Annotated in this window: 11 protein-coding genes; 5 read left to right on the top strand and 6 right to left on the bottom strand. The window is 69.3% G+C overall.

The genetic code is table 11. From position 1 onward, the window contains the following. Nucleotides 1–20: 20 nt before the first annotated feature. From VPH43_RS10140 to VPH43_RS10125, 4 genes are all read right to left on the bottom strand, one after another. Entirely contained in the window at nt 21–1,712 is a 1,692-nt protein-coding gene (locus VPH43_RS10140; protein WP_328577567.1) for an ATP-dependent DNA ligase, read from the bottom strand. Between the two features lie 25 nt (nt 1,713–1,737). Then, nucleotides 1,738–2,253 (bottom strand): hypothetical protein, encoded by a 516-nt coding sequence (locus VPH43_RS10135; protein WP_328577566.1) that lies wholly within the window; start codon nt 2,251–2,253, stop codon nt 1,738–1,740. Between the two features lie 254 nt (nt 2,254–2,507). Next, a complete protein-coding gene (locus VPH43_RS10130; RefSeq protein ID WP_328577565.1) occupies nt 2,508–4,502 on the bottom strand; it encodes a S9 family peptidase in 1,995 nt (664 codons plus the stop codon). Next, the gene (locus VPH43_RS10125) at nt 4,499–5,626 is read right to left on the bottom strand and encodes a ligase-associated DNA damage response exonuclease (protein WP_328577564.1); all 1,128 of its coding nucleotides are present in this window, start codon (nt 5,624–5,626) and stop codon (nt 4,499–4,501) included. Before VPH43_RS10125 ends, VPH43_RS10130 begins: the two co-directional genes overlap by 4 nt. 79 nt (nt 5,627–5,705) lie before the next feature. On the opposite strand from VPH43_RS10125, the gene VPH43_RS10120 reads away from it, so the two are divergent. The 5 genes from VPH43_RS10120 (at nt 5,706) to rfbC (ending at nt 9,637) form a co-directional block, all read left to right on the top strand. Then, nucleotides 5,706–6,095, top strand: a complete 390-nt coding sequence (locus tag VPH43_RS10120) for a DUF805 domain-containing protein (RefSeq protein WP_328577563.1) — start codon at nt 5,706–5,708, stop codon at nt 6,093–6,095. Continuing rightward, nucleotides 6,095–7,159, top strand: a complete 1,065-nt coding sequence (gene rfbB, locus VPH43_RS10115; RefSeq protein ID WP_328577562.1) for a dTDP-glucose 4,6-dehydratase — start codon at nt 6,095–6,097, stop codon at nt 7,157–7,159. The genes VPH43_RS10120 and rfbB overlap by 1 nt, the downstream gene beginning before the upstream one ends. Nucleotides 7,160–7,244: 85 nt before the next feature. Continuing rightward, nucleotides 7,245–8,141 (top strand): dTDP-4-dehydrorhamnose reductase, encoded by an 897-nt coding sequence (gene rfbD, locus VPH43_RS10110; protein ID WP_328577561.1) that lies wholly within the window; start codon nt 7,245–7,247, stop codon nt 8,139–8,141. An 18-nt stretch (nt 8,142–8,159) separates the two neighbouring features. Beyond that, a complete protein-coding gene (gene rfbA, locus VPH43_RS10105; protein WP_328577560.1) occupies nt 8,160–9,044 on the top strand; it encodes a glucose-1-phosphate thymidylyltransferase RfbA in 885 nt (294 codons plus the stop codon). 2 nt (nt 9,045–9,046) lie between these two features. Beyond that, nucleotides 9,047–9,637, top strand: coding sequence for a dTDP-4-dehydrorhamnose 3,5-epimerase (gene rfbC / locus VPH43_RS10100; protein WP_328577559.1), 591 nt, complete (start codon nt 9,047–9,049; stop codon nt 9,635–9,637). Here rfbC and clsB read toward each other — a convergent pair. After that, a complete protein-coding gene (gene clsB, locus VPH43_RS10095) occupies nt 9,621–10,934 on the bottom strand; it encodes a cardiolipin synthase ClsB (protein ID WP_328577558.1) in 1,314 nt (437 codons plus the stop codon). The two genes, rfbC and clsB, sit on opposite strands and share 17 nt — an antisense overlap. A gap of 86 nt (nt 10,935–11,020) precedes the next feature. Then, complete coding sequence (locus tag VPH43_RS10090) at nt 11,021–11,818, bottom strand: endonuclease/exonuclease/phosphatase family protein (RefSeq protein ID WP_328577850.1); 798 nt, start codon at nt 11,816–11,818, stop codon at nt 11,021–11,023. Nucleotides 11,819–11,866: the final 48 nt, after the last annotated feature.

The raw sequence follows: 11,866 nt of genomic DNA, 5'->3' as shown, positions 1-11,866 counted from the left end.
CAAGTGCCGTGCCGGGCGGCTCACTCATTCGCGTGGAGCAGGCTTTCGAGTGTCTGCAGCGTGTCGGCCTCGTGCAAGGGTTTGTCGTCCCGAATGCGCAGCATGCGCGGAAAGCGCACTGCCACGCCGCTCTTGTGGCGGCCGCTGCGGTTGATGCCTTCGAAGCCCAGCTCGAACACCAGCGAAGGCTTGACGGTGCGCACCGGGCCGAACTTGTCCAGCGTGGTGGCGCGCACCACCCGGTCCACCCGGGCGAACTCCTCGTCCGTGAGGCCGGAGTAGGCCTTGGCGAAGACCACCAGCTGCAGGGCGCCGGGCTCGGCCGGCTGCTTGCGCGCGATGGCCTCCACCACGGCTTGTGCTTCGGCGGCATCAGCCGGCGCGCGGCTCCACACCGCAAAGGTGTAGTCGGTGTACACGCTGGCGCGGCGGCCATGGCCACGCTGCGCGTAGACCAGCACTGCATCCACGCTGAAGGGTTCGATCTTCCATTTCCACCACGTGCCTTGTGCCTTGGTGCGCCCAGTGCCGTAGGCGGCATGGCGGTGCTTGAGCATGAAGCCCTCTACCCCCCGCTCGCGGGACTGCTCGCGCAGCGCGGCGAGCGCCGGCCAGTCCTCGGCTTCGGCGATCGGCGACAGGGTGAAGCCAGTGCCGGCCAGCGCCTGGGCCAGCTGCTCGCGCCGCAGGTGCTGTGGCTGCGGGCGCTGGTCCTCGCCCTGCCACTCCAGCAGGTCGTAGGCGATGAAGTGCACCGGCGCATCGGCCAGCACCTTCTTGGTCAGCGTCTTGCGGCCGATGCGTTGCTGCAGCAGCGAGAACGCCGCGGGCCGGTCCTGCTTCCAGACCAGGATCTCGCCGTCCAGCACCGTGCCGTTGGGCAGCGCCTGGGCCAGGCTCACGATCTCCGGGAAACGCTCGGTCACCAGTTCCTCGCCGCGCGACCAGATCCACACCTGGCCCGCACGCTTGACGACCTGGGCGCGGATGCCGTCGTACTTCCATTCGACCAGCCAATCGGCCGGCGCGCCCAGGATTTCGGGCAGGCGCTCCAGCGGATGCTCCAGCGCATGCGCCAGGAAGAAGGGATAGGGCTGGCCGGCATCGGCCAGCGGAACGGCCTCCAGCGAAGTGAGCTGCAGGTAGCGCTCGGGCGAGGGCGGCGTGCGGATGTCGGTGTAGCCCATCATGCGCTGGGCCACGAGCTTGGCGTCGATGCCGGCGTTTTCCGCCAGCGCGCGCTGCACCAGCAGCTTGCTCACGCCGACGCGGAAGGCACCGCCGATCAGCTTGGCCAGCAGGAAGCGGCCCGGCGCATCGAGTTCCTGCCAGTAGGCCGCCACCCGCTCGGCCTGCTCCAGCGGCGACAGCCCGCGCAGCGGCAGCAGGCGCTGCTCCACCCACTGCGCCAGGCCCAGCGGGCTGGTGGCCTGCGACGGCGGCAGCACCAGCGCGATGGTTTCGGCGAGGTCGCCGACCGCCTGGTACGACTCCTCGAACAGCCAGTCGGGGATGCCGGCCACGCGGCAGGCCAGCTCGCGCAGCAGGCCGGTGGGCACCACCTGGCGCGGCTTGCCGCCGGCCAGGAAGTAGGCGGCCCAGGCGGCGTCCTCGGGCGGTGTGTCGCGGAAGTAGCGCCGCAGCGCGGCCACCTTGTCGCCGGTGGCGGTGCTGGCGTCGAGCTCGGCGTACAGGCGGGCGAAGCGTTCCATGCGGCAGGCGAAACAGGGCCGCAGGTTACCTCGCGCGGGGCAGGCTCCTCGCGGGCGGACGAACCTCTTCGGGCGGCGCCACGTAGCTGTGCAGGATGCGATCGGTGCTGGCCGCGCGCTCGGTGTCCATGAACCACTGCAGGGCCTGCTGCTGGAACGGCTGCAGGTGCGCCTCGCTGAGCAGCACGATTTCAGCCATCAGGGCCCAGTCCAGCTCCTCGTTGAGCACCCAGAGGCGATGGCCGTCTGGCACATGGCGCAACAATTCGACCACTGCCTGAGCCTCTTCCTCGGCGCCCAGCAGCAGCACCTGCTGCGGCCAGCGCCTGAGAAACGGCTGTTGCAGGCTTTGCGGCGGCCACAAGGCGATGAGCCAGTGCGGCGGGTGGTGCTCCACGAGCTCACCCTGGTCGGTGCTGTGCAGTTCGGTCTGGGGCCCGAAGGCGCGGCGCACCGCGCCTATCCATGCACCCGGCATCCAGTCACGCAACAGCCGCTGTGAATCCGCACCCGGAGGAAAGAGAGGTACAACAATCGTCATGGACGCTTGAGGGTACCCTCTGCGCACCCACCCCAGGTGTTGTGCCTTGCAAGGGAATGCAACCCTGGCGCAGCTCCAGGACGTCCAGGCCGACGTGCAGGTCGGAGATGAGCGCGATGCGGGTGCTGGCCCTGGCCGCACGCGCCGTGTGGCGCACCTCGATCATGCGGGGCTCGACGAAGCGCGCGTCGATGAACAGCAGATGACCAGGGCAGCCATCGAAACGCCGTGCATCGGCCAGGGCCTGGTCAGCGCTATTTCAGGTGCTGCTGGAAGAAACGCAGCATGTGCCCGAACTGCAGCGCCTGGTTGGCGCGGCTGGACGCACCGTGGCCTTCGTCGGCAAAGATCATCAGCTCCAGCGGCACGCCGCGCGCCTGGGCCGCCTCGTGCATCAGCAGCGATTCGCCCACCGGCACGCGCGGGTCGTTGGCGCCCTGGATGATCATCAGCGGCGCCTTCAGCTGCTGCACCCAGGTGGTGGGCGACAGCTGCACCAGCGCCTCGCGGTCGGTGGCCGGATCGCCGTATTCGGTGATGCGCAGCTGGCGCCGGTAAGGCGCGGTGTTCTCCAAAAAGGTCACCAGGTTGGCGATACCCACGTTGGACACGCCGGCGTCGTAGGCGCCGGCAAAGCGCGTCATCGCCATCAGGGTGGCATAACCGCCGTAGCTGCCGCCGTACACACCGACCTTTGGCGCCACGCCGTTGCGCGCCCAGGCCTTGCGGATGTGCTGCGCCGCGTCCTCGATGTCGGTGATCACCTGCAGGCGCTTCGGTCCGTTGTCGGCATCCTGCCAGGCTTGGCCATAGCCGGTGGAGCCGCGCACGTTGGGCTCCACCACCACGAATCCGGCCTCCACAAACATCTGCCACACCGGCGAGAAGCCGGGCTTGCTCTGGCCTTCGGGGCCACCGTGGAAGTGCACGAGCACCGGGCACGGCGTGGCCGCGTTCGCGCAGGCCGGCGGGCGGCGCACGAACATCGGGATCGGCGTGCCGTCGCGCGCCGGATAGGTCTCCAGCACGGCGGGCACGAACCGGCGGGTGTCCATCTCGGGGGTGGAGGGCACGGTCCAGGGTGTGAAGCGTGCCTGTTTCCAGTCCCACACGCCGCTCACGCGCGGTTGGCCGGGCGCGGCCATGCCCAGCACCACGCGCTCGCCATCGTCGGTGGGCTGGCCGATGAGCTGGTGGTCCAGCGGTGCGGGCCAGGCCAGCGCCAGCGGCTTCAGGCTGGCCGCGTCCAGGGCATGCGAGCGGGTGTAGCCGGCTTCGTTGATGGACACATACAGACGCTTGCGCGCGCGGTCGGTGCTGAGCGCTTCCACGTCGTGCTGCGCCGCGCCAGGCAGCGCCACCGGCACCATCGCCTGCCCGGGCGCCCATTGGTACAGCCGCCGGTAACCGGTGGGTTTGTTGGAGGTGACGAAGTAGCGGCCGGCGCGGGGCCCGAACAGCATCTCGTACTCGGCGTATTCACCCTGGCCCAGCAGCGGCGTGAGCGTGCGCGTGGTTTCGTCGAACAGCGACCATTCGCGCCCGGTGGAGCCGGTGGCCTTGACCAGCAGCAGCCGGCCGGGCGCGATGTCGCCCACGCGCCAGAAGCCCTCGCCCTGGTAGAGCGCCTCGCTGCGGCCGGCCTGCACCTCATGGCGATAGACCGTGTAGGAGTCGCGCTTCACGTCGTTGGCCACGTAGTAGAGGAAGCGGCCGTCGGGCGAGAAGCCCTGGTACTCCGTCTGCACGCCCTTCTTGTGCTGCACCTCGCGCAGCGGCCCGCCTTCCACCGGCTGCAGGTACAGGCCCGGGTTCTCCTCGCCCTGGTGGTCGCGCTCCAGCGCCAGCCAGCGGCCGTCGGGCGACACCGCCTGCGGCGTGGTGCGGTCCTCGCCGCCGGTCATCTGCACCGGAAAACGCTGCGGGCCGTCCAGGCGCCACACCTGGTCGACCCCCGTGACACGCCAGCTGAAGAACAGGTGCTGCCCATCGGGCGACAACACGCCCATGCCCGGCGAGCGCAGGTCGAGCAGCGCCTGGATCTTGCGCGACACGTCCTCCGGCAGCGGCGCCGGGCGGAAGCGCGCCAGCACCTGCGGGGTGACCGAGCCGGCGCCCAGGCCGCGATAAGCGGGCGCGGCGGACGAGGCGGCGGAGGCCGGCGCGGCGGGCGCCTGGGCCAGCGCCTGTGCGGTTGCCAGCGCAGCCAAGGCAAGCGCCAGGGCGGCGCGCAAGGAACGACGGTTCACTCGGGTTCTCCTGGGGTGTCAATCGGCCGGCCGGCCTCTTCGGACGCCGCGGCCGGGCTGGCGGGGGCATCCGGCCGGGATTCTGCCGCCGCCGGTTCGTCCAGTGCGTCGTCGCCGTATTCGGTGTTGAAGGCGCCGGCCTCCAGCCCCTGCTCCTGCAGCCAGCGCACCATCACGGCTTCGTAGCCGTGCGTGACGATCACGCGCTGCGCCCCGGTGGCGGCGATCGCCTGTTGCAGGCCGGGCCAGTCCGCATGGTCGGACAGCACGAAGCCGCGGTCCACGCCGTGGCGCCGGCGCGCGCCGCGCAGCTGCATCCAGCCGCTGGCGAAGGCGTCGCTGAAGTCGCCGAAGCGCTTGAGCCAGGCGGAGTGCTGCACCGAAGGCGGCGCCACCACCAGCGAGCGCTGCAGCAGCGCCTTGTCGCTCACCGCGCCGGCGTATTGCGTGGGCGGCAAGGCCACCCCGGCGGCCCGATAGGCCGCGTTGAGCGGCTCCACCGCACCGTGCACCAGGATGGGCCCGATGCCGGGGTCCACACCCGCCAGCAGGCGTTGCGCCTTGCCGAAGCTGTAGCCCAGCAGCAGGCTGGTGCGCCCGGCTTCGGCATTGCGGCGCCACCAGGCATTGATGTCGTCGAACACCGCCTGCTCCGGCTGCCAGCGGTAGATCGGCAGGCCGAAGGTCGATTCGGTGATGAAGCAGTCGCAGCGCACCGGCTCGAAGGGCACGCAGGTGCGGTTGGTGTCCGCCGCATGACCGCTCACGAAGTAGTCGCCCGAGGCCACCCACACCTGGCCGCCATGTTCCACCCGCACCTGCGCGGAGCCCAGCACATGGCCCGCCGGATGCAGGCTGATGCGCACGCCGCGGTGTTCCACCGGCTCGCCGTAGGCCACGGTCTGCAGATGGATGTCCGCGCCCAGGCGGGTGCGCAGCACACCGGCGCTGTCGTGGTGTGCCAGGTAGTGGCCGTGGCCCATGCGGGCATGGTCGCCATGGGCATGGGTGATCACCGCCCGGTCCACCGGGCGCCAGGGGTCGATGTAGAAGTCGCCCGGCGGGCAGTACAGGCCCTGGGGGCGTTCGATGATCAGGTCGGGAGAGCGGCTCGGCAGGGCCATGGGGCGATTCTGCGGGAGCATTCCCGCTTTGCCAGGGAGGGGCCATGGGATACTGGCGCGCCGCCCGTTTTCGCACCGCATGAACACCACTGTTTCCCCTGTGGTCGACTTCGCCGAGCCGATGTCGCCCTGGCACATCTTCTTCAGCCCCCGCGGCCGCATTCCGCGCAAGATCTTCTGGATATACGGGGTGGTGGTGCCGCTGGCGCTGGGCGCCTATGCGCATGGCGTGCTGTCGATTGCCGGCGTGCGCGAGCAGGCGGTGGAGCTGGTGCTCAATGCCGGCCTGCTGTGGTCGGCCCTTGCGGTGTCGGCCAAGCGCTGGCACGACCGCAACAAGTCGGGCTGGTGGGCGCTGCTGCAGTTCGTGCCGGTGATCGGCACCCTCTGGACGCTGGTGGAAAACGGCCTGCTGCGCGGCACGCCGGGCCCCAACCGCTTCGGCGACGACCTGACAGGACAACTCTGATGACCATCCTCGTGACCGGCGGTGCCGGCTTCATCGGCAGCAACTTCGTGTTGGACTGGTTGGCGCACGTGGGCGAGCCGGTGGTCAACCTGGACGCCCTCACCTACGCCGGCAATCTGCAGAACCTGGCCAGCCTGGAAGGCAACGCGCGCCATGTCTTTGTGCAAGGCGACATCTGCGACCGCCCGCTGGTGGACCGCCTGCTGGAAGAGCACCAGCCGCGCGCGCTGCTGCACTTTGCGGCCGAAAGCCATGTAGACCGCAGCATCCTGGGCCCTGCGGCCTTCATGCGCACCAACGTCGAAGGCACCTTCACCCTGCTGGAAGCGGCACGGGCCCACTGGGGCCGGCTGCCTGCCGCCGAGAAGGCCGGCTTCCGCTTCCACCATGTGTCCACCGACGAGGTGTACGGCAGCCTGGCGCCCGACGCACCGGCGTTCACCGAAGACCATCCTTACGAGCCGAACAGCCCGTACTCGGCCAGCAAGGCCGCCAGCGACCACATGGTGCGCGCCTGGTTCCACACCTATGGCATGCCGGTGGTGACCACCAACTGCTCCAACAACTACGGTCCTTATCACTTCCCCGAGAAGCTGATCCCGCTGATGATCGTCAACGCACTGGCCGGCAAGCCGCTGCCGATCTACGGCGATGGCCAGAACGTGCGCGACTGGCTGTACGTGCGCGACCACTGCAGTGCGATCCGCGCGGTGCTCGAGGGCGGGCGCCTGGGCGAGACCTACAACATCGGCGGCTGGAACGAGAAGACCAATCTCGAGATCGTGCACACCATCTGCGGCCTGCTCGACGAGCTGAAACCCGACCCCGCCGGGCCCTACAGCCGCCTGATCACCTACGTGAAGGACCGCCCCGGCCACGACCGCCGCTATGCGATCGACGCCCGCAAGATCGAGCGCGAACTCGGCTGGCGCCCGGCAGAGACCTTCGACACCGGCATCCGCAAGACGGTGCAGTGGTACCTCGCCAACGGCGACTGGGTGGCCAATGTGCAGAGCGGCGCCTATCGCGACTGGGTGAGCGCGCAGTATGGAGAGCCGGCTTGAAGCGGGCCGAGCGCAGGGCCGCTCCCAAGCCGGCCCGCATCCCCTCGGGGGATTGCGCGCCGTACTCGGCGTGCGAGGGGTCGACATGAAGATCCTGCTCTTCGGAAGGAACGGGCAGGTCGGCTGGGAGCTGCAGCGGGCCCTTGCCCCCTTGGGCGAACTGGTGGCGCTCGACTCCGACAGCACCACACTGTCTGCCGACTTCACACGGCCCGAGTCTCTGCGCGACACCGTGCGCTCGGTGAAGCCCGATCTCATCGTCAATGCGGCTGCGCACACCGCCGTCGACAAGGCGGAGAGCGAGCCGGATCTGGCCCGCCTGCTCAATGCCATGGCGCCCGGCGTGCTGGCCGAAGAAGCCGCCCGCAGCGGCGCCTGGCTGCTGCACTACAGCACCGACTATGTGTTCGATGGCTCGGGTGACCAGCCGCGCGATGAAGACGCACCGACCGGTCCACTCAGCGTGTATGGGCGCACCAAGCTGGAGGGCGAGGCATTGATTCGCGCCAGCGGCTGTCGGCACCTGGTCTTGCGCACCAGCTGGGTCTACGCGGCGCGCGGCGGCAACTTTGCCAAGACCATGCTGAAGCTCGCTGCCGAGCGCGACAAGCTCACCGTGATCGACGACCAGTTCGGTGCGCCCACGGGCGCGGACCTGCTGGCCGACGTGAGTGCGCATGCGGTCCGTGAGGCGCTGCGCGAGCCGGCGCTGTCGGGCACCTACCACGCGGTGGCCGGCGGCGAGACGACCTGGTGGGCCTATGCCCGCTTCGTGATCGAACACGCCCGTGCGCTGGGCCAGCCGATCAAGGTGGCACCCGACGCCATCGTGCCCGTGCCGACCACCGACTTCCCAACCCCGGCCGCGCGGCCCCGCAACTCGCGTCTGTCCACCCAGCGCCTGCAGCAGGCCTTCGGACTGCGCCTGCCGCCCTGGCAGCAGGGTGTGGAACGCATGCTCAGCGAAGTGCTTGGCCGCTGACAACACAAGACGATCACCATGCAACAACGCAAAGGCATCATCCTGGCCGGTGGCTCCGGCACCCGGCTGCACCCCGCCACCTTGGCGATCAGCAAGCAGCTGCTGCCGGTGTACGACAAGCCGATGGTGTACTACCCCTTGAGCACGCTGATGCTCGCCGGCATCCGCGAGATCCTGCTCATCAGCACGCCGCAGGACACGCCCCGCTTCGAAGCCCTGCTGGGCGACGGCAGCCAGTGGGGCCTGGACATCCGCTACTGCGTGCAGCCCAGCCCCGACGGCCTCGCGCAGGCCTTCATCCTCGGACGGGAGTTCGTCGGCGGCGCGCCCAGCGCGCTGGTGCTGGGCGACAACATCTTCTACGGCCATGACTTCCAGCGCCTGCTGAAGAATGCGGCCGAGCGGCCAGGCGGTGCGAGCGTGTTCGCCTACCACGTGCAGGATCCCGAACGTTATGGCGTGGTGGAGTTCGATGCGAACAAGCGCGCGCTCAGCATCGAGGAAAAGCCGCTGCAGCCCAAGAGCGCGTATGCGGTGACCGGCCTGTACTTCTACGACGAGCAGGTGTGCGACATCGCGGCGGACATCCAGCCCAGTCCGCGCGGCGAGCTGGAGATCACCGACGTCAACGCGCGCTACCTCGCGCAAGGCCAGCTCGACGTGGAGATCATGGGCCGAGGTTATGCCTGGCTGGACACCGGCACCCACGACAGCCTGCTGGAAGCCAGCCAGTTCATCGCCACGCTGGAAAAGCGCCAGGGCCTGAAGGCCGCGTGCATCGAGGAAATCGCCTACCGCTCCGGCTGGATCAGCGCCGAGCAGCTGAACCGCCTGGCGCAGCCGATGCTGAAGAACGGTTATGGCCAGTACCTGCTGAAGGTGCTGAACGACCGGGTGTTCTGAGCATGAAGCTGCTCCCTACCTCCCTGTCCGGCGTCGTCGTGGTCGAGCCCGCCGTCTTCGGCGACGAGCGCGGCTGGTTCATGGAAAGCTGGAACCAGCAGCGCTTCGACGCCGCGCTGCAGGCGATGGGGCTGCCCGCCGCGCCGCCGTTCGTGCAGGAAAATCATTCCTGTTCGACCAAGGGCGTGCTGCGCGGGCTGCACTACCAGCTGCCACCCCATGCGCAGGGCAAGCTGGTGCGTGTGGTCAAGGGCTCGGCCTTCGACGTGGCGGTGGACATCCGCAAAGGCTCGCCGACCTTCGGCCGCTGGGACGGTGTCGAGTTGACTGCAGCGAACCGGCGCCAACTCTGGATTCCGCCCGGCTTCGCCCACGGTTTCATCGCGCTCGAGGACGACACCCACTTCCTCTACAAGACGACCGGCTTCTACGCCAAGGACTGTGAACGCGCGATCCGCTGGGACGATCCGCAGATCGGCATCCAGTGGCCCGGCCTCGCGGGCCTGCAGCCGCTGGTCGCGCCCAAGGACGCGGCAGCGCCCCTGCTGGAACAGGCTGTCGCCTCGGGCGACGTCTTCAATACGGCCGCGTGATACCCGCCATCCGCAAGTAGACCAGCGCACCCCAGGCCACCAGGCCACGGCGCAGCGCCGCCCACCAGCCACGCGGCACCGGTGCGGCCGTCACCTCGCGCGACAACGCAAGCGCCTGTTCGAAGTGCGCCGTCAGCTCCCGGTTGAAGCCGGCATCGCTGACGATCGCATTGGCCTCCAGGTTCAGCAGCAGCGACAGCGGGTCGATGTTGGAGCTGCCCACCGTGGCCCAGTCGTCGTCCACGATGCCCACCTTGGCATGCAGGAAGGCTGGCGTGTATTCGAAGATCCGCACCCCCTGCGACAGCAGTTCGTCGTACATGACACTGGCCGCCAGGCCGGCGATGCGGTAGTCCAGCTTGCCCTGCAACAGCAGCCGCACCTTCACGCCACGGCGGGTGGCTTCGCGCAGGGTGCGGCGGAACAGGCGGCCGGGATAGAAGTAGGGCGACACCAGGTCGATGCGCTCGCGCGCACGCTGGAAGGCCTCGATGTAGCTGTTCTCGATGGCATTGCGCTGGCGCAGGTTGTCGCGCACCACGAAGGCACAACGCACCGGCAGGTTGTCCAGCATGCCCGGCAGCAGGTCCTTCCTGGGCGGCGTGATGCGCAGCCGCCTCAGCAGGCGGCGCGCGCTCTGCACCGGGCGCGCACTGCGGGCGAGCACCTTCACCTCCTCGCGCCAGTCGTGGCCGAAGGCCGCGCGTGTCCACATCGCGCGGGCGGTCTGTTCGATCGGCAGCACCACCGGGCCGCGCAACGCGACGGCGAAGTCCAGCCGTGGCACCTCGTCCACGCCATGGCGCAGGTCGATGCGGTCGTCGATGATGTTGATGCCCCCCACGAAGCCGATCTCGCCATCCACCACGCACAGCTTGTGGTGCAGGCGCCGGAACTGGCCCGGCTGGAACCAGGAGTACCAGCGGTCGATCGGCCGGAACACGGCCAGTGCCACCGGTTCGCCCTGCCACCAACGCCGCAGGGCCGGCAGGTCGGCGCGGCTGCCGAAACCGTCGACCACCACCCTCACCCGCACGCCGCGCCGGCCGGCGGCCGCCAGGGCTTCGGCCACGCGGCGCGCTGCGTCGTCCTCGTGGAAGATGTAGGTGGCCAGCCAGACGTCATGGCGCGCCGACTCGATGGCCGCCACCATGGCCGGAAACAGGCTGTCGCCGCCGGGCAGCAGCTGCACGTCGTTGCCCCCGAGGAACAGGGCGCCCGGATGGGCATACCAGGCGGTGAGGTCCGGGCCGGGTTCGGGGCGCGGCTGGCGCACGAAGCGGCGGCGCTTGGCCATTGCGCGGTCAGCGCTCGGCCGGCCGAGGGCGCTGAGACACCCCCTCCGAGGGCAGCGAACAAGGCCTGTGTGCGAGCCGCCGCATGTCAGGCGGGCTCCAGCTCCGCCACCAGCGGCAGGTGGTCCGACATGCGGGCCCAGGCCGTGCCGCGTGGAACGAAGGTGCCCACGCAGTTCATGCCGCGCAGGTAGATGCGGTCCAGCTGGAACACCGGCACGCGCGAGGGAAAGGTGGGCCGGTCGTTGCCGCTGGGCGCGCGGGCACGCGACAACCCGATCTCTTCCATCGGCCCGTCGAGCTTCTCGCCCCAGTCGTTGAAGTCACCCGCCACCACCAGCATCTCGCCGTGCGGCACCTCGGCTTCGATGAAGGCGGCCAGCTTCTGCACCTGGCGCACGCGGCTGGAGTGGATGAGCCCGAAGTGCGCCACCACCGCGTGCACCGTCATGCCATGCCATTGCACCGGCACATGCAGCAGGCCGCGCTGCTCGAAGCGATGGTCCGACACGTCATGGTGGTTGATGCTGCCCAGCGGCCAGCGCGACAGCAGCGCATTGCCATGTTCGCCATGGCGGGTAACGCAGTTGGTGCGGTAGGCCACGTCATAGCCCTCGGGCGCCAGGTACTCGGCCTGGCCGCGGTCGGGCCAGCCGAAGGAGGACATGTCGAACTCGCGCGCATGCAGCTTGTGGAACAGCCGCACTTCCTGCAGGAACACGAGGTCGGCATCCAGCGCTTCCACACCCAGCCCCAGGTTGTGGATCTCCAGCCGCTTGGCCGGCCCCACGCCTCGCACGCCCTTGTGGATGTTGTAGGTGGCCACCCGCATGACCATGCCCGTGGCCGTGAAGGGGGGCAGGAACGAGGAGTGCAGCGGGTTCATTGCATGCGAGCCGGTGGTCGTGTCCAACATGCCGCTGTGGTGGCAGTT

Origin of the sequence: Ideonella sp. BN130291 (assembly GCF_036231905.1) — a bacterium.
Taxonomy (GTDB): Bacteria; Pseudomonadota; Gammaproteobacteria; order Burkholderiales; family Burkholderiaceae_C; genus CAMLIZ01.
This window is presented reverse-complemented; position numbering and strand designations above follow the sequence as displayed.

Bases quoted from the DNA above. Each gene is read 5' to 3' on its own strand.
- clsB (WP_328577558.1), bottom strand. From the start codon at position 10,934: ATGGCCAAGCGCCGCCGCTTCGTGCGCCAGCCGCGCCCCGAACCCGGC.
- rfbC (WP_328577559.1), top strand. From the start codon at position 9,047: ATGAAGCTGCTCCCTACCTCCCTGTCCGGCGTCGTCGTGGTCGAGCCC.
- VPH43_RS10090 (WP_328577850.1), bottom strand. From the start codon at position 11,818: ATGAACCCGCTGCACTCCTCGTTCCTGCCCCCCTTCACGGCCACGGGC.
- rfbB (WP_328577562.1), top strand. From the start codon at position 6,095: ATGACCATCCTCGTGACCGGCGGTGCCGGCTTCATCGGCAGCAACTTC.
- VPH43_RS10135 (WP_328577566.1), bottom strand. From the start codon at position 2,253: ATGACGATTGTTGTACCTCTCTTTCCTCCGGGTGCGGATTCACAGCGG.
- VPH43_RS10120 (WP_328577563.1), top strand. From the start codon at position 5,706: ATGAACACCACTGTTTCCCCTGTGGTCGACTTCGCCGAGCCGATGTCG.
- VPH43_RS10140 (WP_328577567.1), bottom strand. From the start codon at position 1,712: ATGGAACGCTTCGCCCGCCTGTACGCCGAGCTCGACGCCAGCACCGCC.
- VPH43_RS10125 (WP_328577564.1), bottom strand. From the start codon at position 5,626: ATGGCCCTGCCGAGCCGCTCTCCCGACCTGATCATCGAACGCCCCCAG.
- rfbA (WP_328577560.1), top strand. From the start codon at position 8,160: ATGCAACAACGCAAAGGCATCATCCTGGCCGGTGGCTCCGGCACCCGG.
- rfbD (WP_328577561.1), top strand. From the start codon at position 7,245: ATGAAGATCCTGCTCTTCGGAAGGAACGGGCAGGTCGGCTGGGAGCTG.